The following is a 24,681-nucleotide window of genomic DNA, read 5'->3' on the forward strand; positions in this document are numbered from 1 at the left end:
TCGCGCCCCTGCCAGTTGTCAGCATGGCCTTGGCTCCCTCGGTCTGTCGACCGCCAATCAGACCAGCGGTAACCGTTCGTCGCCACTGGCTGTCCTGGATCAATTCTGCCCCAGCGCAGCGGCCAGGAATGGCGCGGTACGGCTGCCGCGGTGCCTGGCCACCTGCTCCGGCGTACCACTGGCCACCAGGCGCCCTCCCTGCTCCCCCGCCCCCGGACCGATATCGATGACCCAGTCGGCCTGGGCCACCACGCGCATCTCATGCTCGACCACCACCAGGCTATGCCCTGCCGTCACCAGCTTGTCCAGTTGCTCCAGCAGGCGGTCCACATCCCGGGGGTGCAAGCCGGTGGTGGGCTCGTCCAGCACATAGAGGGTGGCACCGCGGGCATTGCGTTGCAGTTCGGTCGCCAGCTTGATGCGCTGCGCCTCGCCGCCGGACAGCTCGGTAGCCGGCTGCCCCAGGCGCAGGTAGTCCAGGCCGATGTCGTGCAACACTTGCAGAGCGCGACGGATCCCCGGTTGCTCGGCGAATACCGGCAAGGCCTGCTCGACGCTCAGTTGCAATACCTGGGCGATGTTCAGGCCCTGCCAGGTCACTTCCAGGGTCTGCGGGTGATAACGCGCGCCCTGACAGGTCGGGCACGGCGCAAAGACACTGGGCATGAACAGCAATTCGACACTGACGAACCCTTCGCCCTCGCAGGCCGGGCAACGGCCCTTGGCGACGTTGAAGGAGAACTGGCCGGCATCATAGCCCCGGGCCCTGGCCTCAGGAGTGGCTGCGAACAGCTTGCGCACCTGGTCGAACAAACCGGTGTAGGTCGCCAGGTTCGAGCGTGGCGTGCGGCCGATGGGTTTCTGGTCCACTTGCACCAGGCGCTTGATCCGCTCCATGCCCGAGGCAATCCGCCCCGCGCTGCCGATGGGTGCATCGTCCTGCAAATCCAGCTCCGGTGCCTCTTCGCCGTCCGGCTCCCGGCCCAAGTGGGCACCCACCAACTCCAGCAGGGCCTGGCTCACCAGGCTCGACTTGCCGGAACCGGAGATCCCGGTCACGGCGATGAAGCACCCCAAGGGGAACTCGACATCCAGTGCCTGCAGGTTGTTGCGAGTGATGCCCTCCAGGCGCAGCCAGCCCTGGGGCTCGCGTACCGGACGCCGAGGCGCAGGCTGTTCGGCGAACAGGTAACGGCGAGTCTGCGAGGCCTCGATGGCCGCAAGCCCCGCCGGTGGCCCGCTGTACAGGACCTGGCCACCACGCTCGCCGGCGGCCGGGCCGACCTCCACCAGCCAGTCGGCCCGGCGCATGATCTGCAGGTCATGCTCCACCACGAACAATGAATTGCCTGCGGCCTTGAGCCGCTGCAAGGCCTCGAACAAGGCTTCGGCATCCGCCGGGTGCAGCCCCGCCGAAGGCTCGTCCAGCACATAGATCACACCGAACAGTTGCGACCCCAGCTGAGTCGCCAGGCGCAGGCGCTGCAACTCGCCAGGGGACAGGGTTGGGGTACTGCGCTCCAGGGCCAGGTAGCCCAGCCCCAGGTCGATCAGGGAACCGACCCGCTCCAGCAGGTCCTGGGCGATACGTTGCGCCGCCAGGCGCTTCTCCGGCGACAACGGCATCACACCCCGTGGCGCCCCGGCGTCAGCCGCCACGGGCTTGAGCACCTCGGCCAGTTGCAGCAGCGGCATGCGTGCCAGTTCACCGATATCCATCCCGGCGAACGTCACCGCCAGCGCCTCGCGCTTGAGCCGCTTGCCTTCGCACAACGGGCATGGACTGCCACGCATGAACTGCCCCACGCGCTTTTTCATCAGCGCGCTCTGGGTGTGGGCGAAGGTATGCAGCACGTAGCGTCGGGCCCCACTGAACGTACCCATGTAGCTGGGCTCCTGCTGGCGTGCCAGGGCCTGGCGAGTCTGCTCGGGAGTCAGCCCGGCGTACACCGGCACCGTGGGCGTATCCTCGGTGAAGAGGATCCAGTCGCGCTGCTCCCTGGGCAGCTCGCGCCAGGGGATGTCCACGTCATAACCCAGGGTCACCAGGATGTCCCGCAGGTTCTGCCCCTGCCAGGCCAGGGGCCAGGAGGCCACCGCGCGCTGGCGAATGGTCAGCGAAGGGTCGGGGACCATGCTCGCTTCATCGACCTCGTACACCCGGCCCAGGCCATGGCACTGCGGGCAGGCGCCCTGGGGAGTGTTGGGCGAGAAGTCCTCGGCATACAGCATCGACTGCCCGGGCGGATAGCTGCCGGCCCGGGAGTACAACATGCGCACCAGGCTGGACAGGGTGGTCACGCTGCCTACCGAGGAGCGGGTGCTGGGGCTGCCGCGCTGCTGTTGCAGGGCCACCGCGGGTGGCAGGCCATCGATACGGTCCACATCCGGCACCCCGACCTGGTCGATCAGGCGCCGGGCGTAAGGCGCAACCGACTCGAAGTAACGGCGCTGGGCCTCGGCATACAAGGTCGAGAACGCCAGGGATGACTTGCCCGAACCGGACACCCCGCTAAATACCACCAATGCATCCCGGGGAATGTCCACGTCGACATTACGCAAGTTGTGCTCGCGGGCACCCCGTACCCGGACAAAACCTGAACAGTGCTCAGGCAGCTGGCTGGCCTGGGGCTCAGGGGGAAGATTACGCGTAGACGTCATGGACCTGCCTTGTCTGGGAAACCGCAAGATGTGAGGGGCGCCGAGCGCCGATCATCACACAATCCCCAGGTCCCGGGGCAGGCCCATTAACGCCTCGGCCAGTCTTCAGCGCTCCCTCGAGCGTCGACCGCCCTGCTCCTCCGTAAGGCCGGTGTGCCGAAGATCGTAGCGCAGCTCGGCAATCAGCTCGCCGATAGCCCGAGCGCTGGTCAAGTCGCGGGTGGCGATCCCGGTCACGAACAGATCGACCCGGCCACTGGACGGATCGCAGATACGCACGGTCATGGCGCCGTCATGGCCTACGGTGCACTGGCAATGCAAGGGCAGGAAACTGGTCTCGACGATTCTGCGCAGTTCAAGAGTGGAAATCACAGGCAAGGAATCCAAAGGGGTTCGAAGGAAAAACCGCGCAAGACAAACCTATCGTTATGGGGACCAGGCACTGGGTGTCCCTGTCCTTGGGCATCGGTAAAACAGTACAAATTCATTCAACTTGGTACAGAGTAGAAGGCCGGAGCCCATTTGTCGTCGGAGCCTGTCGTTTTTATGCGCTGCTTCACATTGGCGCCATCAGGAACCCGGCAACGAACGCAACACCGTGCTCAGTTCCCCAGGGCCATAGGGCTGCTCGGCAAGTGCGTGTCCGGGCTGAGCAGGTGATTGCGCGAAGCCATGTCGTGGGTATGTCCCGAAGTGAACAGCACCGCGATCGGCGGGACCTGGTTCTTGGCCAGGCGGTGAGGTCGGCGCTCTTGGTCGTTCAGTGAAAATCCCGGCTGGGCACCTTGATCCCGGCCAGCAGCGGGGTCAGGTCGCACAGGCGCCCGGCCACCAGGTGGCGTACTTCGCCCTCGACCTCCAGGGTGCCGTCGACCCGCAGTAGTTGCGCGCCCACCAGCACCCGGCGCTGGCGCTCGGCCAGATCGCGCCAGACCACGACATTAAGATTGCCGAACTCGTCCTCCAGGGTGACAAAGGTCACTCCGCTGGCGGTGCCCGGACGCTGGCGCCCGGTGACCATCCCGGCCACGCTCACCGAACGTCCATGCTCCAGCCCCTGCAAATCGCGGGAGCTGCGGCAGCGCCGGGCCGTAAGCTGCGGCCGGAGCAAGGCCAGGGGATGCGGGCCCAGGGTGGTGCCCAGGCTGTGGTAATCGGCATACAAGTCCTCGCCGACACTGGGCCGGGGCAGGTTCACCGGCGCCTCTTCTCGGGCGGGCAGGTCGGCGAACAAGCCCAGCTGCCTCTCCACTCCCGCCACCTCCCAGCGTGCCTGGAAGCGGTCCCTGGCCAGGCCTCGCAGGGCCCCGGCATCGGCCAGGAGCTCCAGGGCACGCAGATCGAGCCGGGCCCGCTCCCCCAGATCGGCGACGTCGACAAAGGCCCGCTGGCCCCGAGCCTGCTCGATACGCAGGGCGTCCTCCTGGCGAAAACCCTTGATCATCCGCAGCCCCAGGCGCAGGGCCGGCTGGTCGGAGGCCGCGCAAGCGACAGCGTCCGACGGCCCTGCACCCGCGATCTGCAGGGCGGGCCCGGACGGGCCTGCGATCGGCTCCAGGCTGCAATCCCAGTCGCTGCTTCGAACGTCCACCGGGCGGACTTCCAGGCCATGGCGGCGAGCGTCCTGGAGGATCTGGTCCGGGCTGTAGAACCCCATGGGCCAACTGTTGATCAGGGCGCAGGCGAAGGCCGCCGGCTCATGGCACTTGAGCCAGCAGCTGGCATAGGTCAGCAGGGCGAAACTGGCGGCATGGGACTCGGGAAAACCATAGCTGCCAAAGCCCTTGATCTGCTCGAAGATCTGCGCCGCGAACTCCTCGCTGTAGCCCTTGCCCGTCATGCCCTTGAGCAAGCGCTGGCGATGGGGCTCCAGGCCACCATGGCGCTTCCAGGCCGCCATGGAACGACGCAACTGGTCGGCCTCGCCCGGGGTGTAGTCGGCCGCCACCACCGCGATCTGCATCACCTGCTCCTGGAACAGCGGCACCCCCAGGGTACGCACCAGCACCTCTTGCAGTGCTGGCGAGGGATAGGTCACCGGTTCCTTTTTATCGCGCCGGCGCAGGTAAGGGTGGACCATGCCGCCCTGGATCGGCCCGGGGCGGACGATGGCCACCTCGATCACCAGGTCGTAGAACTTCTTCGGCTTGAGCCGGGGCAGCATCGACATCTGCGCCCGCGACTCGATCTGGAACACGCCGATGGTATCGGCCCGGCCGATCATCGCGTAGGTCGCCGGGTCTTCGCTGGGAATGCTGGTGAGGGTATAGCGCTGGCCACGGTAGTCATGGATCAGGTCGAAACAACGGCGGATGGCACTGAGCATGCCCAGCGCGAGGATGTCCACCTTGAGCAGGCCGACCATGTCCAGGTCGTCCTTGTCCCACTGGATCACCGTGCGCTCGGCCATGCTGGCGTTCTCCACCGGCACCAGGCTGTCCAGGGGCTGTTCGGAAATCACGAAGCCACCGGGGTGCTGGGACAAGTGCCGGGGAAAGCCGATCAACTGCCCGGTCAGGCTCAGGACCCGGCGCAGCAACGGGCTCTCGGGGTCGAAACCGGCTTCGCGCAGGCGCTCGAGATCAGGCGCACTATCGCTCCAGCGGCCACAGCAGGCGGCCAGGGCATTGATCTGGTCCGGCGGCAGGCCCAGGGCCTTGGCCACGTCGCGCACCGCCCCGGCGCCGTGATAGGTACTGACCACCGCCGTCAACGCCGCACGATGCCGGCCATAGCGCCGGAACACGTACTGCAACACCTCTTCGCGGCGCTCGTGTTCGAAATCGACGTCGATGTCCGGCGGCTCGTTGCGCTCCTTGGACAGGAACCGCTCGAACAGCATCACCGAGCGATCCGGGTCGATCGCGGTGATGCCCAGGACGAAACACACCACCGAGTTAGCCGCCGAGCCCCGGCCCTGGCAGAGAATGTGCCGCTCGCGGGCGAACGCGACGATGTCATGCACCGTGAGGAAGTAGCTCTCGTAGCCCAGCTCGCCGATCACCTGCAATTCGTTCTCGATCTGCGCCAGCACCCCAGGCCGGGCTCCGGTGGGCCAGCGCCGGGCAATCCCCTCACGGACCAGGACCCGCAGCCAGGAACCGGCGTCGTGGCCCTCGGGCACCAGCTCCCGAGGGTACTGGTAGCGCAACTGGCCGAGGTCGAAGCGGCAGCGCTCGGCAATCACCAGCGACTCATCGAGCAGCGCCTGGGGGTACAGGCCTTGCAGCACCGGCAGCGGCCGCAGGTGGCGCTCGCCATTGGCGAACAGGCGCTGCCCGGCCTCGGCCACCGGCAGGTGGTGGCGGATCGCGGTCATGGTGTCCTGCAGGGCCCGGCGCCCACGCACATGCATGTGCACATCGCCACAGGCCACCGCTGGCAGGCGCAGTTGCCGGGCCAGGGCCAAGCGTTGCTGCAACTGCCGGGCATCGTCCTGGCCGCAATGCAGTTCCACCGCCAGCCACAGCCGCCCGGGGAACACCTGGCACAACCAGGACGCCGCATCGGGGTCGTCCTTCTCATCGCCTTTCTCATCGACCAGCCACAACGCCAGCAACCCGGGCAAGGGCTCGGCGAAATCCTCCCGCAACAAGCGATAACACCCCTTCTCGGCCCGGCGCCGGGCCTGGGTGATCAGCCGGCACAGGGCCTGGTAGCCGGCCAGCTCTTGCACCAGCAGCACCAGGCGCGGGCCCTCCTCGACCTGCATCTCACTGCCGACGATCAGCTTCAAGCCAGTTTCGCGGGCGGCCTGCCAGGCCCGCACGATACCGGCCAGGGTGCATTCGTCGGTGATCGCCAGGGCCTGGTAGCCCAGGGCCCGGCCGCGCTCGAACAACTCCCGGGCACTGGAGGCGCCACGCTGGAAGCTGAAATTGGACAGGCAATGCAGCTCGGCGTAGCCGCTCATGCGAACCAGCCTTGCAGCAGCAGCGGCCCGGGTTCGCCCACCTGGCGATAAGCCCAGCCCTGCTGGCCGGTGCGAGTCTGGACTCGGTAATAGTCACGGCGCACATCGGCACCGTCCCACCAACCGGACTCGATGCGTTCCGGGCCCATGACGATCTGCACCGAACCCTCGTCCAGTGGCTGGGGCTCGGTGAGCAACCAGCCTGGGCGGCGCAAGCCCGGGTTGGCCGGGCACGGCCGTGGGTCGGCCTGGGGCAGCCAACTGAGCTCCGGGCGGTGGTCGGCGCGATAGCCCAGGCCCTGTACCGCATCGTCTCCCAGGCGTGCCCGCAGCCGTTCGCGCAATTGCTCCCAGGGCAGGTTCTGCTGTGGCCGCTCCTCGAACAGCTCCGTATGCCGAGGCACGAATAGTGGCAGGTCCTCGGCCACCAGGCGCAGGTTGCGCACCGGCGCGGGTACCTGGATCTGCTCCAGGCGCCCACGGGCCAGCTCGAAGAGCAGCGCCGGGTCGCGCTCGGCACCCAGCAACCCCACCGGGACCAGGGTGTCGGCGCCTTCAGCGTGCTCCAGGTGCAGGACGAAGCGCTGCACGCCGCTGTCGCGACCACAGAGAAAGGCCGCCAGGTCGGCGGTCAGGCGACGCAGGGGAAACAGCAGCGCCTGGTGGGACTGCACATCGAAGTTCAGCTCGATGCGCAGGTCGAAACGATCCGGCGGCTGGTAGAAGGCCAGCCCCAGCGCACGTTCGCCAAGCAGGGTATCGAGTTGCCTGAGCAAGCCGCCATCGAAACGCCGGGCCAGGCCCTGGCGCGGCAGGCCATAGAGTTGCGCGAAGCTGCGCACGCCCATGCGCGACAAGGCCGTGGCCTGCTCCGGTGCCAGTCCCAGGCGCTTGACGGGTATCGGCCCCAGGGCCTGGTGCAAGGCCTGCTGGTCGGCCACCGCCAGGCCATCGTAGGCGTTGGCCAGGACCCGGGCCGCCGCCGGGTTAGGCGCAGCGACGATACGGTGGCGAAAGCCCAGGGCCTGCAGTTCCTGGCGCAGCCGGGCCTGCAACTGTGGCCAGGGCCCGAACAGGCCCAGGCTCGATTCGATTTCCAGCACCAGGGTGCGCGGATAGGCCACGCTGACCTGGGAGCTGAAACCATAGGCCCAGGCGGCAAGGAACTGCTGCCAGTGATCGATCTGCTGGGGATCGTACTCGGCACAGGCGAAATCCTGGGCCAGGGCCTGGGCGGCCGTCAGCGATTGCCCGGGGCGCAACCCCAGCTCGCGGGCGGCGTCGTTCACCGCCTGGATCACTCGACGTTGCGGGCTGCCGCTGAGCAGCGCCAACGGCGCCTGGGGCTCGGCGCGCTGACGCAGTACCGCGTCCAGCGCCAATTGCGGGAACAGGATGCACACCCAGCGCATGTCGACCTCAGTGCCCGGCCTGCAGGGCAATCGGTTGTGGATGGGCCAGGCCACCCCGGCACTTGAGAATCCGCAACTGCGCAGGATGGCCCTGCAAGGTCAGGCGCAGGGCCGCTGGCGACGGATTGTGCGCGGCCTCCAGGGGACGGTAGGCGAAGGCCAGGGTCTGGCCGCTTTCGGCCGCCACCTGCAAGCGCCGCAGGGCCCGGTCGTCGGCCTGTTGCGGCCAGCACAACACCGCGCCACAACTGCCCGAGCGCAGGCACTGTTCGGCGGCCCACAAGGCGTCGCGCTCTGCGGCCTGGATAATCGACAACTGGCGCAGATCCACCCCGGCGTTCTGCCAGGCCAGGGGAAAAGGCACGAACGGCGGCGCCACCAGGACGATGCGCTCCCCCGCCGCCGCCAGCCGCGCCAGGCTGGGCCAGAGCAATTGCAACTCGCCCAGGCCCTGGGCGGCGACGAGGATTTCCGTCAGCGCCGCTTCCGGCCAGCCGCCACTGGGCAACACCGCATCCAGGGCAGCGTGGCCGGTGGCATGCACACTGGCGGGCACGGCCGCCGGGCGGCCCTTCCAGACTCGCCCGGCATTGAACAGCGAGTCCAGTGCGACCACAGCGCCCATCAGCCCTGCCTCACCAGGCCACAGAACACGCCTTCGATGAACAGCTCGTGATCGGCCGTGACCTCGATCGGCTGGTAGGCCGGGTTGCGTGGCAGCAGGCGGATGCTCTGCCCCTTGCGCTCGAAGCGCTTGATGGTCACCTCGCCATCGAGCCGAGCGATCACCGTCTGGCCATTACGCGCCTCAGCGCTGCGGCGTACCGCCACCAGGTCGCCGTCGAAAATGCCGTCGTCGATCATCGAGTCGCCCTGGACCCGCAACAGATAGTCGGGCGTGCGTGAGAACAACCCCGGATCCAGCAGCAACTGGCCATGGATCTCGGCATCGACGCCGATCGGCGCACCGGCGGCGACCCGGCCCAGCACCGGGACCTCCAGCAGCTCGGGACGTGGTGCCTGGTTGAGCAGGCGGATACCCCGCGCCTGATGCGGGTTGACCTCGATGAAACCGGCCTCGGTCAAGGCCAGTACATGCTTGCGTGCCACGCTGCGCGAGGCGAAACCGAAGGCCTCGGCGATCTCGGCAAGGCTCGGCGGCTGGCCGCGATCGGCGATGCGTTCGCGGATAAAGGTCAGGATGGCACTGCGCCGGGGAGATAAAGTCGTCATGGAGTACATTTGTACTCCTCTCGGAATTTTCTTACAAGAACCGCCAATCAGTCCAGGCCACAGCTACTCAAAAAACCGCTGACATAGGCGATGAACGCCTGCACTTTGGCCGTCGCTCGACGGTGGCTGGGATAGACCGCAAGTGATGTGCGGCCCGAAGCTGTCCGGGTCGATTTCATAACCGGCCATCAAACGTACCAGGCGCCCGTCGGCCAGATAAGGCACGACGCTCCACAACGGGGTGTGCAACACACCGCGTCCAGCCAGGGCATTGGCCACGAACATCTTCAAGGCATTCAACTTGTCCATGATTTTTCCATTCAGGCAAAAATGTTTTTCATGAATCGTCCGTTCTACCCACTGCGGACCGCTCCTAATTTGGCGATCAGACGCAATGACAGGGAAACACTCAATGAAAAGATTGACCCCGACGCTGTTGCTTGTCGCCATGAGTTTTGCCTCCTTGGAAGCCATGGCTGCCGCCGACCTGGTGCTGTTCAACGGCCAGACTTTCAGCGCCGACCACGCTAGACCCAAGGTCCAAGCCCTGGCAGTGGAAAACGGCAAGATCCTGCAAACCGGCAGTGACCCGCAGATCAAGAACCTGATCGACAGTCATACCCGGGTCGTCGACCTGGGTGGCAAGACCCTGATGCCAGGTCTGATCGACACCCACTCCCATGCGATCTTCGGTGGCCTGGAAATGACCAGCGCCAATATGCAAGACGAAGTGGTCAGCCTCCACGAACTGGAAAAACGCTTGCGTGCCTGGCGTGACGACGGCACCGCCAAGCATGCCGATGTCCTCAGCCTCGCCGGCATAAGCTCGGCTTATTGGGCTCAGGCAGAGGCCTTGGGCCGACGATTCAACCAGGAAGAATGGGCCAGTGTGCCGGTGGTATTCACCGGCAGCGATCACCATACCGCTTGGGCCAATGACATCATGCTAAAGCGCGCCGGGGGCCCGAAAGGCGGGCGCCCCGGGATCAGCCGCGCTGCAGGATCCGGTCCATCACCCGGTCGGTCTTCAGGGCTTCGCTGGCCAGGGCCGGGTGCCAGGCCTGGCCGCGGATATGGGCGTTCATGCCCTGCACGTGATGCCACTGGATGTGCTCGGGCGTATCAATGAACAGGCTCAGGGTCTCTTCGGCTTCGAGTTGCAACGGCTGCTCGTCGAAAACCGAAAAGCTGATGCGCCCCTGGCTGCCGATGATTTCCACCCGATCCACCCGACGGTCGGCGACGAAGTTCCAGGCACCGCTGCCCAGCGCCCCACAGGCGAAACGCCAGCTGGCGCTGACCGCATCCTCGGCGGCATACAGCCCGGCCTGGCGGGTGCTGAAGCCGGCCACCTCGACGATATCGCCCAGCAGGTACTGGAACAGGTCCAGGCCATGGCTGGCCAAATCGGCGAAATAGCCGCCGCCAGCCACTTGCGGGTCGGTACGCCAGTTGGCCGCGCCGCTGCGGTCGGCCTCGGAGGCAGCCTTGCTCAGGCTCCAGTGCAGGTGCCGGACCGTACCGATGCGCCCATCCGCCAGCCATTGCCGCACCTGCGCAAAGCGCGGCAAGGAACGCCGGTAATAGGAGACGAACAGATGCAGCCCGGCCTGCTCGAAGGCCTGCTGCATGGCCAGGCTTTGCCCGGCATGCAGGGCCATGGGTTTTTCCACGCAGCAATGCTTGCCGGCAGCGGCCACTTGCAGGCTGTAGGCGTAATGGCTATCGGGGGGCGTGGCGATGTACACCGCGTCCACCTCGGGGTCGTCGATCAGGGCCTGGGCATCGGTGTACCAGCGGGCAATGCCGTGGCGCTGCGCATAGTCGCGCACCGCCTCGGCCCGGCGCCCCATCACCGCAACCAGCGCCGATCCCGGAACCTTGTAGAAGGCCGGGCCGCTCTTGCGCTCGGTGACACTGCCGCAACCGATCATGCCCCAGCGCACGGTCCGCAGCGGCTCGGCCCCGGTGTTCATTTCGACGCTTGCAGCGCGCGCAGGTCGAGCTGGCCGTTGTGCAGCGGTGGGCACCAGTAGTAGCCACCGGTGAGCGGCCGGCTCATGCGGTACAAGCCATCGACGATGCCGTCCTCCAGGCCGCTCATGCGCCGCAGCTGGGCTTCGAAGGCGCTGAAGGAGTGGCCGAAGGCGAGGAACATCAGGCCGCCCTTGTCACCTTCGATCCATGGCATCGAGCGCCGTACGAGGAAGGCTTCGGGGGTGAAGCTTTCCTGGGCCGTACGCTTGACGTGGGCCGACTCCGGCGCATCTTCCAGCTCTTCGTTATCGCTCAAGCGTCGCCCGATGATGTGGTCGCGCTCCTGGGAATGCATCGCGGCAAAGCCCTTGAAGTCGTGCTGCCACTGCTGGATCGCGGCAAAACTGCCGCCACGCAGGCCGGCTTCGCCATCGGCCAGGGCCGCCGTGGCTGCGGCTTCGTCCTGGGGGTTTTCGGTGCCGTCTTCGTAGCCGGTCAGGTCGTGGCCGGTCTTGTGGCGGAAGGCCTCGTTCATCTGCACCAGGCGAAAGGCCGGGGCCAGCGCGGCCTCCAGTTCGTTGCTGCGGTGCATCAGCTCACCACGCTCCTCGCCATGCAGCCAGACCCACAGGGCGTGCTGGGTCGAGGGATTGTCGACGCCGACCCCGGTCAGTCCTGGGAAGGCCTTCAGTCCTTGCACACGAGCCCCCAGGGCCTTGACCAGCGAGGCACCGAACCCGGCCACGGCGCTGGCGCCATCGATCCGCGCCAGCAATTGGTCGAGCGCCTGGGGCAACGCCGCGATGGACTCGAGGGCGAAAAACAGATGGCGGGCCTGGGACGGAACGGGGGCAGCGAGGATGCCGGACTGGTAGTAACTCATGGGAACTCCTGAATGAAAGCACGGAGTTTACCGCCGCCGCAGGCCGTGCGCGACCCGCAGGATCACCTGGATCTTACGATTGCTGAAGGGCCTGCGGCCCTTGACGCAGCCTCGCCATGGCTCGACAGCGGCTACACCGGATTCATGTAGCCGCTGCCGCAGGTTGCGTACGGGCACGCAGCGGCCGCAGAAACGCCAGCCCCGCTCAATGCAACGCCGCTTCGTCGCGAAAGGCGCTGGGGCTCAGGCCGGTCCAGCGCTTGAAGGCCCGGCGAAAGCTGCGCACGTCGCTGTAGCCCACCTCTTCGGTGATGCGCTCGATGGACAGTTCGGGGTTGCCCAGCAGGTTCAGGGTCCGCGCCTGGCGCACCCGTTCCAGCAAGGCCTCGAAGGTCAGGCCGTGCTCGGTCAGGCGCCGGCGCAGGGTGCGCCCGCTCATGTTCAGGTCCCCCGCCACCTGCTCGATATGGCTGCCGGAGCGCAAATCCCGGGACAAGGCCCGCTCCACCGCCTGGATCAGGTCCATCTTCTGGTGCACCTGGGCGCTTTCCAGCTCCAGCAGCTTGAGGGCCTGGCGCAGCGCCACCGGATGGTGGTTGGGCAACCGCGCCTGCAACCAGCGGGCCTCGATCACCATGCGCGCGTGCAGGCAACCGAAGTGCACGTTCGGTCCCAGCAACTGGGTGTAGAGCCCGGCATAGGCCGGCGCGGCATGCATGAACTCCACCCGCAACGCCTGGAAGTCGGCGCTCAACAGCGCCCGGCCATAGATCAGCAAGCTGGCGAAGAACTCCTCGGCGGCGAAGATCTGCACCTCACCGTAGGGCAACCGGCATTGCAGCTCGACGAAGAACTCCTCGCCCTGGCGCCCGATATCGGCACTGACGATGGTGCCCGAGGTGTGCTGGTGGCGGATGCCCAGTTCGAAGGCGTCGCCCAGGGTCCGGCACAGGGACAGGGCATGGCCCAGCAGACCCAGGGTGCCCAGCACGTTGCGGCTGCCGACCCACAGCCCCAGCCCTTGCTGGGGCAACGCGTCCAGGGACCGTTCGATCATCGCCACCGCCTGGCGGTAGGAGATGCGCAGGGTCGGGTCCTGCAGGTCGTCCAGGGTGAAGCCCAGGCCACGGCACAGGCGCTCGGCGCTGATGCCCTTGTCGTTGGCGACATCGGCCAGGGTCTGCAACAGAAAAGGAGACACCAGTGCCAGCTGGTCATGGGGATCGACGGCTTTGTTCATGGAGGCGATTCCGGGCCGCTAGGGCGGCTGTTCTTATTGTCGGGACAACACCGCTGCCAAGGCTGCACCGGCCAGGCCAAGCATATCCCTTCCCACAGGCTTTGGCGGAGGAATGTAACAAGGCATTGCAAAGTGTCCGACAAAGTCCCCCTGAGTGGCCGCCAATACCCTGCCCCGCGGGCCAGCCAGGGCTTATTTCTATGGGGCGGCCGGTGCCCCCGCCGCAGCCCTCCTACTAACAATAAGAATGAGCCCAACCATGCACCCGACCCGTCCCAGTTTTCCCCTGCGCCCAGGCCTGGCCCTGGTCCTGGCTACTTGCTGCGTGAGCGCCCAGGCCACCGAGTCCGGCGTCGACAACATAGGTCCCGGCACCGACGGTTTCTACGTCCTGCCGCTAGGGTCCGACCAGCTTCCGGACCACATGTTCTCCTTCAACCTCTACTACAACCACTACCAGGCGAAGAAGCTCGACATCAGCTCCATGGGCGGGAAGGTCCCGGGGGTCAAGATCACCTCCGACGCGATCATCCCGCGCCTGGACTACCTCAGCCCGATACGCATCTTCGGCGGGCGCCTGGGGGGCTACGCGGCCCAGCCCTACCTGCGCCAGCAAGTGGCGATGTTCGGCCAGAGCGACCGCCGCGAGAGCATGGGCGACACCACCCTGGCGCCGATCATCCTCTGGGACATGGGCCCCGACCTGACCCTGGCCGCCGCCGTGGAGGTGACCCTGCCCACGGGGGAATACGACAAGGAGCGGATGGCCAACACCAGCAACAACTTCACCACCTACAAGCCGCTGTTCTCCATGACCTGGCTGCCCACCGAGCGCACCGAGCTGTCGCTCAAGAGCACCTACAGCTTCAACAAGGAGAACCACGCCACTCACTACCGCTCCGGGCAGATCTTCCACTTCGACTACTCGGCCAGCTACCGGGTGACCGATGACCTGAGCCTGGGGCTCAACGGCTACTACCTGAAGCAGACCACCGACGACAAGCAGTTCGGCAAGACCGTGACCTTCATGGGCGAGGACGTCAGCGACGGCGTGCGCGGCCAGGTGTTCGCCATCGGCCCGGCGCTGCACCTGCGGTTTCTCAAATACGCCAGCGCCGAGATCCGCTGGGCCAAGGAGTTCGATGTGGAGAACCGCCCCGAGGGCGACATGTTGTGGGCCAAGCTGACCATTCCTTTCGCCTTGTAAACCCGCGGGCGGCTACAGGTTTCGTGTAGCCGCTGCCGCAGGCTGCGCATGGCCCGCAGGGCCACGGCGGTCTTAGCATCGCTGAAGGTCCTGCGGACCTTGGCGCAACAGGCTTTGTGTAGCCGCGCCATGGGGGTCAGGCGTAGACCGGCCAGCGCTCGACAATGCGCCCGCCGCGCAGGGCCAGCAGGTCGCCGAACTGCAGCAGCACCGCTTCGCTCTGGTGCGGGCGCAGGAAGATATGGTCGTCCACCGCCAGGCCCACGGAGCTTGAGCCATTGACCATTTCCTGGTTGGAGCTGCGACCGAACAGGTCGTTGCTCTGCAACCCCGCTGGCGATTCGAAATCCGCCAGCCAGTGCCCGCCGTAGATGAAGAAGGTCTCGCGCTGGTTACTGTCCCACCAGGACAACAGCCGTGACTTGTCATCCAGGGCCGGGATCCGCACCGGCCCGGTGCTCTTGAGCACCGGGGTGGCGATGAACGCCGCCGGCTGGTGCTGTTCCAGGGATGGCAGGTCGTAGTGGCTGGGCTTGAGCATCGCCGTGCCCACCGAGACCTCGGTGCTCAGGGATTCCTGCTCGTGCCGCCGATAGCTGGGGCTACCGGCAGTGTTCAGGGTCAGGCCCGCGTGCCATAGCGCCGGGTACTGCTGGCGGGTGAAATCGACGAAGCCTGTGTAGATCGCCATGACCTTGGCGAACAGACTTTCCGGCGAGCCGAGAATCCCCGGCACGCCCATATCGACGAACGGGTCGTACCCCATGAACCCGGCGAACTCCAGGTGCTGCGGGTGAGCGGCGATCAACGCCAGCATCTGCCCCAGGGCCGCGTTGTCCGCCACCCCGCCACGGTGCAGCCCCACATCCAGTTCGATATTGATGCGCATCCTGGTGCCCAGGCCCTGGGCCAGCGCCAGGTATTGCTGCAGGCGCTCGGGAGTGTCCAGCAGCCATTGCAGTTGCCGGGCCGGATCGAACGGGCCCTGGTGCTGCTGGTAGAACAATTCGGCGGCGCGCACCGGCAGCGGCTTGCCCAGGAGGATGTCGGCGTCGGCGAAGACCTGGGCATCGTGGTTGAGAAACGGCTGATGGAACGACATCAAGCGCCGCGTCCCGGCACGCTGAGCGATATAGGCCAGCAGCCCGGGCGACGGCAGTGATTTCTCCACCAGACGCAGTTGCTTGCCGCCGCGCTGCACCGATTGCATGACCACGTCGATGTTGTGGTCCAGGCGATCGAGGTCGATCAGCATCACCGGCTGCATCGGCCCGTTGGCCTTGAGCTCGCGATTGAGCCCGGCGAAATAGGCATCGTAGGGCGCGCCCCGCTCGCCCGGCCGCAGCCAGGCGCCGACACCCGCCAACAAGACGCCGGCACCCAGGGTGCCGGCCATGAAACGACGACGGTTCATGGTTCTGATCTCCGCTTCATGCCACCCCCAGCACCGAGGCCAGGTGGGCGTTGATGAATGTGCCGCGTGGGTCCAGCTCCTGGCGTACCTTGGCGAAAGCCTGCCATTGCGGGTACAGCGCCTGGAGGTTGCGGGCGTTGAGGCTGTGGTGCTTGCCCCAGTGTGGGCGCCCCTGGTATTTCCAGAAGATCGGCTCCACCGCGGCGAAGAAGTTGTGGTGGTCCATGCTGTAGTGCTGGTGCACCGAGATCGAGCAACTGTCGCGCCCCTCGAACATGCTCAGGGGAATGTCGTCGGCCTTGACGTAGCGGTACTCGATGGGAAACCAGGTGCGCAGGTCCTTGTCATGGATCAGTGCGAGGATCTCGCGCAGGCAGGCCGGCCCCAAGTGCGCCGGCACCGAGTACTCCATCTCGTTGAAGCGCACGCTGCGCACGTTGGCGTAGACCTGGTAGGAATCGCCCACCCGTTCGTCGAAGCTCGCCAACCAGCGCAGGCTGTTGAGCAGGTGGCGCCGGGTGTCGGGAAAATCGCTGACGTACTTGTCCAGGTTCTCGATCAGGCTGACGAACTCGTTGCCGCCCTCCTCGGCCGGATCGCGAGGCGGGGTGGCCGGGTCCGTGGTTTCGTTCAGCGCCACCGCCAGGGCGTAGTCGGAATGGGTGACCACGAGCATTTCCCAGTGCTGGTTGCTGCGGGTCAGGTGGTCCATGTCCTCCAGCAGTTCGTCGGTCTTGGCGATCCATTGCTTCTCCCGCAGGCGATAGGCCTCGCGGTTCTGCAAGCGCACCCGGGTCATCACCCCCAGCGCCCCCAGGGACGCCCGCGCGGCATGGAACACCTCGGCATTACGCTGGCGGTCGCAGTCCAGCACCTGGCCGGCGGCGGTCACCAGTTGCAACCCGCAGACCTGGCTCGAATAGGAACCGAAGCCGACCCCGGTGCCATGGGTCGAAGTGGCAATCGCCCCGGCCAGGGTCTGGTAATCGATGTCGGCCATGTTCCACAGGGCCTGCCCCACCTCCTTGAGCGCCGGCCCCATGAGCGACATCGGCGTACCGCCGGCGAACTCCGCCTGCAGGGTCTTGGGATCGTGCTCCAGCAGGCCGTTGAAATAGGCCAGGGACAGCAAGGTGCCGTCAGTGGGCACCAGGGCGCTGAAGGAGTGCCCCGAGCCCACCGGGCGGATCTTGCCTGGAGCCTTGCGGATCACCTGGACCAGCTCGTCCAGGTCCTTGGGCGCCAGGCGTGCCTCGGGCAGGCAGCTTTGCGCGCCGGACCAGTTGCGCCAGGGAATCAGCCGCGGGGCGCGGACCAGTTCGGCCATCAGCGGGTTGCTGCACAGCGCGGTGAATGCGCCGAGGGCGCCGGCCCCTTGCAACAGGCGACGGCGAGAGAGGTGCATGACCATGGAAGGTGACCTTGTATTTTTATTGGAATGAATGGCCGGACATAAAGCTGATCAGCGCCAGGAACTGCTCTTCGGAACACTGCATGCACTGGCCCATGGGCGGCATGCCCTGGTAACCGTTGATGCTGTGGTCCAGCAGGGTATCGGCGCCCTGGGCCAGCCGCGGGGCCCAGGCCTTGGCATCGCCGGCCAGCGGCGCGCCGGAAGCCGGGTTGGCATGGCACAGCTTGCAGCTGCTGTCGTAGATCCGCGCCAGGTCCGGGTCGGCCGGGCTCTGGCGGGCCGCGTCAAGGCGCCCGGGCGCCGGCGGCTCGGCATCGCCGCAAGCGCCCAGGGACAAGCCCAGGGCCAGTACCAGGGCGCCGCGACAGGCTGGGGCGAGCAAGCGCCGCAACGGGGGGGAAAACGCAAGGGTGACGCTGGGCATAGGCAGTCCTCGGGGCAGCCGGGCAAAGGGTCGATCCCGGCCACGGGACCCACCTCACAGGGCAACACTAAGGCACCGGCGTCCCCGGGTTGAGGGCATTGGCGGCCAGCCAAGGGGACTTGGCCGGACAGCCGGCCAGAGCGCCCGGCCTGTGCTCGGACAGCCTGCGGCCAAGGCTTGGCGCAGGCCGCCGAGAACAGTTGCCGGGCATTCGCTGAAACGTTTAATCTCGAACCATGACCGCCTGCCGACCGAGCGCAGAAACTGCTGAAGAACCCGGCCGTTCAGGCGTATAACAGACCGTTGAAAAACCTAGGCGAGGCAGCCAGCGCAAGGCGAAAACAGGCGAAAAGCGCAGTTTACCCGTGGTAAATGAGCATTTTGACCGGGCTGGCGCACCAGCCTGTTTTCAACGCAGCGATGGCAACGCAGGTAGTTTTTCAACGGCCTGATAAACCCAGGAACGACGAATCGCCCGTCATCCGCGCCAGAGCCATTTCCAACACGGGGTAGAGTCATGACCACAGCCAAAGTCCTCAGCAACCTGTTTCCTGCCGCCAGCGACATCCCCGAAGCCTATCGCCTGCCCGACCCGGTGGAGCAACGCGACTACCTGGTGGATGGCCAGCTGCGTATCTGGAACGGCCCCCTGGCCCAGGTCCGCAGCCCGATCTACCTCACAGGCGCCGACGGCGACCAGCAGGTGATCCTCGGCAGTACCCCGTTGCTGGATGCCGACACCGCACTGCAGGCCCTGGACGCCGCCGTGCGCGCCTACGACCGGGGCCAGGGCGCTTGGCCAACGATGCGCGTGGCCGAGCGCATCCAGCATGTGGAAGCCTTCCTGGCGCGCATGCGCGAGCAACGCACGGCGGTGGTCAAGCTGTTGATGTGGGAGATCGGCAAGAACCTCAAGGACTCGGAGAAAGAGTTCGACCGCACCTGCGACTACATCGTCGACACCATCGGCGCGCTCAAGGAGCTGGACCGGCGTTCCAGCCGCTTCGAACTGGAGCAGGACACCCTCGGCCAGATCCGCCGCGTGCCCCTGGGCGTGGCCTTGTGCATGGGGCCCTACAACTACCCGCTCAACGAGACCTTCACCACCCTGATCCCGGCGCTGATCATGGGCAACACCGTGGTGTTCAAGCCGGCCAAGCTCGGCGTGCTGCTGATCCGCCCATTGCTGGAGGCGTTCCGCGACAGCTTCCCGGCCGGGGTGATCAACGTCATCTACGGCAGCGGCCGCGAGACCGTCAGCGCCCTGATGGCCAGCGGCAAGGTGGACATCTTCGCCTTCATCGGCACCAACAAGGCCGCCAGCGACCTGAAGAAACTCCACCCCAAGCCGCACCGCCTGCGCGCGGCCCTGGGCCTGGACGCGAAGAACCCGGGAATCGTGCTGCCCGATGCCGACCTGGACAACGCCGTCAGCGAAGCCCTGACCGGTGCCTTGTCGTTCAACGGCCAGCGCTGCACCGCGTTGAAGATCCTGTTCGTCCACGAAGCGGTGGTGCAACGCTTCATCGAGCAATTCAATGCCAAGCTGCAAAGCCTCAAGCCGGGCATGCCCTGGGAGCCCGGCGTGGCCCTGACCCCACTGCCGGAAAACACCAAGGTCGACTACCTGCAGGGCCTGGTGGCCGATGCCCAGGCCCATGGCGCGCAGGTGGTGAACCCCGATGGCGGCGTGTCCCGCGCCTCGTTCTTCTACCCGGCGGTGCTGTACCCGGTGAACCCGCAGATGCGCGTGTACCACGAGGAGCAGTTCGGCCCGGTGGTGCCCATCGTGCCCTATCGCGATCTGGAGACGGTGATCGACTACGTGCTGGAGTCGGACTTCGGCCAGCAACTGAGCCTGTTCGGCAGTGACCCGGCGCAAATCGGCAAGCTGGTGGACGCCTTCGCCAACCAGGTGGGACGGATCAATATCAACGCACAATGCCAGCGCGGCCCGGACACCTTCCCCTTCAACGGCCGCAAGAACTCCGCCGAGGGCACGCTGTCGGTCCATGACGCGCTGCGCACCTTCTCGATCCGCACCCTGGTGGCCACCAAGTTCCAGGCGCGCAACAAGGAACTGATCAGCGACATCATCCGCAACCGTGACTCCAGCTTCCTGACCACCGACTACATTTTCTAGCAAGGCCCGGGGGCCTGCCTGGCAGGCTCCCCCCCACTCGCTGCCTTTCACCCACCACAGGAGAAACCGGTCTGGGCCCGTTCAAACACCTGCGGGGCACACGCCTGCCCTCCTGGCTGCGCCATCTGCTGCGGCCAGTGCTCGACCCATACCGGCGCTACCGCCATGCGCGGCTGATCCACGCGGTGCGGGTGGCCCTCGGGCTGATCGCCACGATCCTCCTGACCACCGGCCTGAACCTGCCCCACGGCGAATGGGCCTCGGTGACCATGCTGGTGGTGATCGGCGGCCTGCAGCACCACGGCAACATCGGCAAGAAAGCCACCGAACGGGCCATCGGTACCCTGGTGGGCGCCGGGGTCGGCCTGCTGCTGATCGTGCAGCAGGCGTACTTCGGCCAGCCCTGGCTGACTTACCTGGGCATGTCGGCGGTCTGCGGTTATTTCTCCTACCACGCCATCGGCAAGGGTGGCTACACCGCGCTGCTGGCGGCGATCACCGTGTTCATCGTCGCCGGCCATGGCGACAACCAGGTCAGCGATGGCCTGTGGCGGGCGGTGGATATCCTGATCGGCATCGCCCTGGCCCTGGCGTTTTCCTTCGCCATCCCGCTGTACGCGGTGTATTCCTGGCGCTACAACCTGGCCAGCGCCCTGCGCGACTGCGCGCAGTTGTACGGACGGATCATCAAGGGCCAATCGGTGACCGACGACGAGCACCTGAGGCTGCTCGGGCGGGTCAACAGCGCCATGCTGCAGCTGCGCTCGCTGATGCCTTCGGTGTCCAAGGAAGTGCGAATCTCCATGACCGAGCTGGACGCCATCCAGCGCAACCTGCGGATGTGCATCAGCACCCTGGAGATCCTCGGCAATACCCGTCCCGATGCTGGCGACCGCCAGGCCATGGCGCAGATGCAACTGGGCCTCAAGGCCGAGCACCGGCAGATCCGCATGCACCTGGTGGGCATGGCCCGGGCCCTGCAGTCAGGCATTACCCAACGCCTGGAAAAACCCCTGGAGGCCAGCCCGGGCAATGCCCTGGAAGCACCGGCGCACTCGGCGCCGGATGGCTACCGGCTGCTGACCCGGCAGTTGGTGACGACCCTCGGCGAGATGCGCCAGCGCCTGGCCAAGAGCGCCCGGCACTGGAAGATCTAGAACAGCTCGCTGAACGGAATGAAGCGCGCCAGATCGCCGGCCTGCAGGGTCCGCCCTTCGGGGATTTCCACCAGGCCATCAGCCCAGCAGGCACCCAGCAGCACCCCGGAGCTCTGGTTCGGATAGAGCACCGCCCGCCCCTGCTCCAGGCCTGCGCGCAGGTACTCTCGACGGCTGCCGGCCCGGGCCCAGTCGAAGGCCACCGACACCATGACGCCCAAAGGCTCGACCTCGCCCACGCCCTGGATACGCAGCAGGTAGGCACGGGCCAGCAGGCCGAAAGTCACCAGGGCCGAGGCCGGGTTGCCCGGCAGGCCGATCACCGGCACCTGGCCGAAGTAGCCCACGGTCAGGGGTTTGCCGGGCTTGATCGCCAGCTTCCAGAACAGCGGCCGGCCACTGTCGCGCAGCACCTGGCCCAGGCAGTCGGCATCGCCCGCGGACACTCCGCCCGTGGTGAGGATCAGGTCGGCCCCATGCTGCAGTTGCTCGAGCCGTAGCCGGGTCTGCTGCGGCTGGTCTGGCAGGATCCCGGCATCGATCACCTCGCAGCCCAGGGCATCGAGCCAATGCCGGAGCAAGGTGCGGTTGCTGTTGTAGATACAGCCTTCGCGCAGCGCCATGCCCGGCTCCAGCAGCTCGTCACCGGTGGACAGCAGCGCCACCCGGGGCTTGCGCACCACCGGCAACCGGGTACAGCCCTGGGCGGCGGCCACCGCCAACTCGAAAGGCCCAAGGCGCGTGCCGGCCTCGAGCAGCACCTGGCCGGCGCGGTTCTCCTGGCCCTGGGGGCGGATGTTCTGCCCCGGCTTGAGCGTCTGGGTGAAACGCACCCGGCCATCATCCAGCAGCTCGACGTTTTCCTGCATCTCGACGCAGTCGGCGCCGGCGGGCACCGGGGCGCCGGTGAAGATCCGCGCGCAAGTGCCCGGCTGCAACGGCGTACCGGGCCGGCCGGCGAACACCGTTTGCGCCACCAGCAGTGGCTGGCCATCCCAGTGGGCAAGATCCAGGGCGTAGCCGTCCATGGCGCTGTTGGGCCAGGGCGGCAAATCCAGGGTCGCCACCAGGTCGCAGGCCAGGACCCGCTGCCGGGCCTCGTCCAGGGCCAGCTCCTGGCTCTGGTCCAGTTGCCGGGCATCGGCCATGGCCAGCAGGCTGGCCAGCGCCTCCTCCACCGGCATCAGCTTGCCCTGGCTCATCCGCGGGACTCGCAGGCCTGCACCGGCTTGAGGTGCGGAACGAAGTTGCACGGCCGGTGCCGGGCATCCAGCTGCTCGGCGAGGATGCCTTCCCAGGCGGTCCGGCAAGCGCCGGTGGAGCCCGGCAGGCAGCACACCAGGGTGCCGTTGGACAGCCCGGCCAGGGCCCGGCTCTGCACCGTGGAGGTGCCGATATCGAGGATCGAGATCGCGCGGAACAACTCGCCGAAACCATCGATGCGCTTGTCCAGCAGGCAACCCACGGCTTCCGGGGTGCTGTCGCGGCCGGTGAAGCCGGTGCCGCCGGTGATCAGCACCACCTGGATGCGCTCGTCGGCGATCCAGGTCGCGACCTGGGCGCGGATCTTGTACAGATCGTCCTTGAGCAGGTTGCGCTCGCTCAGGGTATGCCCGGCTTCGAGCAAGCGGCTGACCAGCAACTGCCCGGAGGTATCGGTGGCATATTCCCGGGTATCGCTGACCGTCAGCACGGCAATATTCAAAGGTACAAACAACGCATCCGCCTTCACGCTCATGTCACTCTCCGACCGCCAAGATAAAAATCATGGACCCAGGCTAAAGGCCGCAAAGCGCGGCTGTCTAATCGTTCTGGCTGACCGGATTATCGACCCGCTCTATCGTCGCCAGGCCCGTGCCAGGGCCTGATAAGCCAGATCGATCAGCCATTCGAATGTTCTGATTGGACGCCGCGGACAGACAATGAGATCGTGCCCGCCATCGACCTGACATGCCCGTGACCAATGACCCCGACCCGACCTGCCATCGCCACTCCCCTGCCCTGCTCGATCCTGCTGCTGGCAGGCGGGCGCGGATTGCGCATGGGCGGTCGGGACAAGGGCCTGGTGCCCTGGCGCGGCCGGCCGCTGATTGCCCATGTGCACGACGTGGTGCGGCCCTTGAGCGACGACCTGATCATTTCCTGCAACCGCAACGCCGAGCAGTATCGGCCCTACGCCGATCAGTTGGTGGCCGATGCCCAGCAGGATTTTCCCGGCCCGCTGGCCGGTGTCCTGGCGGGCCTGGCCCAGGCCCGGCACCCCTGGCTGCTGGTGCTGGCCTGCGATGCGCCATGCATCGATGGCGCCTTGATCGAAGCCCTGTGGCAAGCCCGCAGCGCGGGCGAACAACCGGTGATGGTGCAGCAGGACGGCCAATGGCAACCCATGTTCAGCCTGTTGCCGACGCGGCTGCTGGGCGATCTACGCCAGGCCTGGGACCAGGGCGAGCGCAGCTTGCTGCGGGCCCTGCGCGTACAGGGCCTGACGCCCCTGCACTGCGCTGCCGACGATCCCCGGCTGAGCAATTTCAACAGCCCTGAACTACTGTCTGAAACACCCCCCGGCTCCCCGGCCTGAAGGCCGGCGGAACAGCCCGGGACGATCTTCGGGTCTTCCCACAGCTTGAACCTCTGCGTTAATACTGACGACGACCCTCCCACGACAGGTGCCATTGTGGACATCAAGCAACTGAAGTTTCTGATCGCGCTGGAACAGACCCGCCACTTCGGCCAGGCTGCCGCGCGCTGCCACATCACCCAGCCGACCTTGTCCATGCGCCTGCGCAACCTGGAGGACGAGCTGGACCTGATCCTGGTGACCCGGGGCCAGCGTTTCGAGGGTTTCACCGAGGCCGGCGAACGGGTGCTGGCCTGGGCCAAGACCCTGCTCGCCGCCCACGACGGGCTGTTCGCCGAAGCCGCGGCCTGCCGCGGGCAACTGGTGGGTAACCTGCGCCTGGGCCTGGTGCCCCTGAGCGGCTTCAACCCCATCGGCTACGTGCAGAAGCTGTCGGCGAGCTTTCCCGAGCTCAAGTTCAGCCTGTCGTCCGGAAGCTCCGACCGCATCATCGAGGAGATCGGCAACAACCAGCTGGACCTGGGGGTCTGCTACCTGGACCACGTCAATCCCAACTACCTGGATTTCTTCGAGATCGGCGAGACCCGGGTCGGCCTGCTGTACGACACCCGGCACTTTCATTTCGAAGGCAACGAGATGAGCTGGGAAGATGCCGCCGAACTGCCGCTGGGCATGCTCAGCACCGGCATGCACTATCGCAAGTCCATCGACTTGAGTTTCCGCAGCCGCGGCCTCAACCCGCAGCCGATCCTGGAAAGCGATTCGACCTACCAGCTGTTCCAGGCCATCCACGAAGGCTTCTGCTGCTCGATCATGCCCCTGGACAGCGGCCTGGATTCTCCGATCGAGAACCTGGCCTTCATCAACCTGCCCGACGCCAGCGTGCTGGCGCCCCTGGGCATGGTGATGCGCAAGACCGAACCACGGTCGGCGATTGCCGAGAAGTGTTTCGCCGAAGCTCGCAAGCTGTTCGCGATCAAGGGCGAATGACCGTTTAGCGCGCCTGCGGGCGCACCAGTAGCAAG

Annotated in this window: 19 protein-coding genes and 3 pseudogenes; 6 read left to right on the top strand and 16 right to left on the bottom strand. The window is 66.4% G+C overall.

The genetic code is table 11. The features are described 5' to 3' along the window. Positions 1-99: 99 nt before the first annotated feature. The 8 genes and pseudogenes from ATY02_RS23585 to ATY02_RS23615 all read right to left on the bottom strand — a co-directional run. On the bottom strand, positions 100-2,661 hold the full coding sequence (locus ATY02_RS23585; protein WP_164823710.1) for an excinuclease ABC subunit UvrA: 2,562 nt from the start codon (positions 2,659-2,661) through the stop codon (positions 100-102). A gap of 105 nt (positions 2,662-2,766) precedes the next feature. After that, on the bottom strand, positions 2,767-3,033 hold the full coding sequence (locus ATY02_RS23590; RefSeq protein WP_068581125.1) for a DUF1652 domain-containing protein: 267 nt from the start codon (positions 3,031-3,033) through the stop codon (positions 2,767-2,769). A 198-nt stretch (positions 3,034-3,231) separates the two neighbouring features. Continuing rightward, positions 3,232-3,415 (bottom strand): annotated as a pseudogene (locus tag ATY02_RS36200) (hypothetical protein); the annotation flags it as partial. A 6-nt stretch (positions 3,416-3,421) separates the two neighbouring features. Then, entirely contained in the window at positions 3,422-6,574 is a 3,153-nt protein-coding gene (locus tag ATY02_RS23595) for an error-prone DNA polymerase (RefSeq protein WP_068581130.1), read from the bottom strand. Next, positions 6,571-7,986: a Y-family DNA polymerase gene (locus tag ATY02_RS23600; RefSeq protein WP_068581133.1), complete on the bottom strand. Its 1,416-nt coding sequence runs from the start codon at positions 7,984-7,986 to the stop codon at positions 6,571-6,573. The genes ATY02_RS23595 and ATY02_RS23600 overlap by 4 nt, the downstream gene beginning before the upstream one ends. A 7-nt stretch (positions 7,987-7,993) precedes the next feature. Then, positions 7,994-8,611, bottom strand: coding sequence for a translesion DNA synthesis-associated protein ImuA (gene imuA, locus ATY02_RS23605; RefSeq protein ID WP_022639437.1), 618 nt, complete (start codon positions 8,609-8,611; stop codon positions 7,994-7,996). Further along, on the bottom strand, positions 8,611-9,228 hold the full coding sequence (lexA, locus tag ATY02_RS23610) for a transcriptional repressor LexA (RefSeq protein ID WP_068581136.1): 618 nt from the start codon (positions 9,226-9,228) through the stop codon (positions 8,611-8,613). The genes imuA and lexA overlap by 1 nt, the downstream gene beginning before the upstream one ends. A gap of 38 nt (positions 9,229-9,266) precedes the next feature. After that, positions 9,267-9,504: pseudogene (locus ATY02_RS23615) on the bottom strand (LysR substrate-binding domain-containing protein); the annotation flags it as partial. Between the two features lie 127 nt (positions 9,505-9,631). Between ATY02_RS23615 and ATY02_RS23620 the strand changes: the two are divergent. Next, a pseudogene (locus ATY02_RS23620) lies at positions 9,632-10,180 on the top strand (amidohydrolase family protein); the annotation flags it as partial. 25 nt (positions 10,181-10,205) lie between these two features. Here the strand turns inward: ATY02_RS23620 and ATY02_RS23625 are convergent. The 3 genes from ATY02_RS23625 to ATY02_RS23635 form a co-directional block, all read right to left on the bottom strand. Next, a complete protein-coding gene (locus tag ATY02_RS23625; RefSeq protein WP_172681630.1) occupies positions 10,206-11,174 on the bottom strand; it encodes a Gfo/Idh/MocA family protein in 969 nt (322 codons plus the stop codon). A 17-nt stretch (positions 11,175-11,191) separates the two neighbouring features. Beyond that, positions 11,192-12,079, bottom strand: a complete 888-nt coding sequence (locus ATY02_RS23630; RefSeq protein ID WP_068581146.1) for a Dyp-type peroxidase — start codon at positions 12,077-12,079, stop codon at positions 11,192-11,194. 205 nt (positions 12,080-12,284) lie between these two features. Next, positions 12,285-13,319, bottom strand: coding sequence for an AraC family transcriptional regulator (locus ATY02_RS23635; RefSeq protein WP_068581150.1), 1,035 nt, complete (start codon positions 13,317-13,319; stop codon positions 12,285-12,287). A 259-nt stretch (positions 13,320-13,578) separates the two neighbouring features. On the opposite strand from ATY02_RS23635, the gene ATY02_RS23640 reads away from it, so the two are divergent. Then, complete coding sequence (locus ATY02_RS23640) at positions 13,579-14,526, top strand: SphA family protein (RefSeq protein ID WP_068581153.1); 948 nt, start codon at positions 13,579-13,581, stop codon at positions 14,524-14,526. 136 nt (positions 14,527-14,662) lie between these two features. On the opposite strand, the gene ATY02_RS23645 is transcribed toward ATY02_RS23640, so the two are convergent. From ATY02_RS23645 to ATY02_RS23655, 3 genes are all read right to left on the bottom strand, one after another. Then, positions 14,663-15,871: a DSD1 family PLP-dependent enzyme gene (locus ATY02_RS23645; RefSeq protein ID WP_164487370.1), complete on the bottom strand. Its 1,209-nt coding sequence runs from the start codon at positions 15,869-15,871 to the stop codon at positions 14,663-14,665. An 85-nt stretch (positions 15,872-15,956) separates the two neighbouring features. Continuing rightward, positions 15,957-17,267, bottom strand: a complete 1,311-nt coding sequence (locus tag ATY02_RS23650; RefSeq protein ID WP_416220693.1) for a D-arabinono-1,4-lactone oxidase — start codon at positions 17,265-17,267, stop codon at positions 15,957-15,959. A gap of 103 nt (positions 17,268-17,370) precedes the next feature. After that, positions 17,371-17,778: a c-type cytochrome gene (locus tag ATY02_RS23655; protein WP_053131236.1), complete on the bottom strand. Its 408-nt coding sequence runs from the start codon at positions 17,776-17,778 to the stop codon at positions 17,371-17,373. 517 nt (positions 17,779-18,295) lie between these two features. On the opposite strand from ATY02_RS23655, the gene ATY02_RS23660 reads away from it, so the two are divergent. Continuing rightward, on the top strand, positions 18,296-19,921 hold the full coding sequence (locus ATY02_RS23660) for an NADP-dependent glyceraldehyde-3-phosphate dehydrogenase (protein ID WP_053131239.1): 1,626 nt from the start codon (positions 18,296-18,298) through the stop codon (positions 19,919-19,921). Positions 19,922-20,037: 116 nt separating this feature from the next. Further along, the gene (locus tag ATY02_RS23665) at positions 20,038-21,078 is read left to right on the top strand and encodes an FUSC family protein (protein ID WP_068581101.1); all 1,041 of its coding nucleotides are present in this window, start codon (positions 20,038-20,040) and stop codon (positions 21,076-21,078) included. On the opposite strand, the gene glp is transcribed toward ATY02_RS23665, so the two are convergent. Together glp and moaB are read right to left on the bottom strand one after the other, a co-directional pair. Continuing rightward, on the bottom strand, positions 21,075-22,280 hold the full coding sequence (gene glp, locus ATY02_RS23670) for a gephyrin-like molybdotransferase Glp (protein ID WP_068581104.1): 1,206 nt from the start codon (positions 22,278-22,280) through the stop codon (positions 21,075-21,077). The two genes, ATY02_RS23665 and glp, sit on opposite strands and share 4 nt — an antisense overlap. Continuing rightward, positions 22,277-22,816 carry a molybdenum cofactor biosynthesis protein B gene (gene moaB, locus ATY02_RS23675; RefSeq protein ID WP_022639460.1) on the bottom strand — a complete coding sequence of 180 codons (540 nt, stop codon included), beginning with the start codon at positions 22,814-22,816 and terminating at the stop codon, positions 22,277-22,279. The genes glp and moaB overlap by 4 nt, the downstream gene beginning before the upstream one ends. A gap of 225 nt (positions 22,817-23,041) precedes the next feature. Between moaB and mobA the strand changes: the two genes are divergently transcribed. After that, complete coding sequence (mobA, locus tag ATY02_RS23680; RefSeq protein ID WP_022639461.1) at positions 23,042-23,656, top strand: molybdenum cofactor guanylyltransferase MobA; 615 nt, start codon at positions 23,042-23,044, stop codon at positions 23,654-23,656. A 96-nt stretch (positions 23,657-23,752) separates the two neighbouring features. Further along, a complete protein-coding gene (locus ATY02_RS23685; RefSeq protein ID WP_022639462.1) occupies positions 23,753-24,646 on the top strand; it encodes a LysR family transcriptional regulator in 894 nt (297 codons plus the stop codon). The last annotated feature ends 35 nt before the right edge of the window (positions 24,647-24,681 follow it).

It is taken from the genome of Pseudomonas sp. BIOMIG1BAC, from assembly GCF_001705995.2.
GTDB lineage: Bacteria > Pseudomonadota > Gammaproteobacteria > Pseudomonadales > Pseudomonadaceae > Aquipseudomonas > Aquipseudomonas sessilinigenes.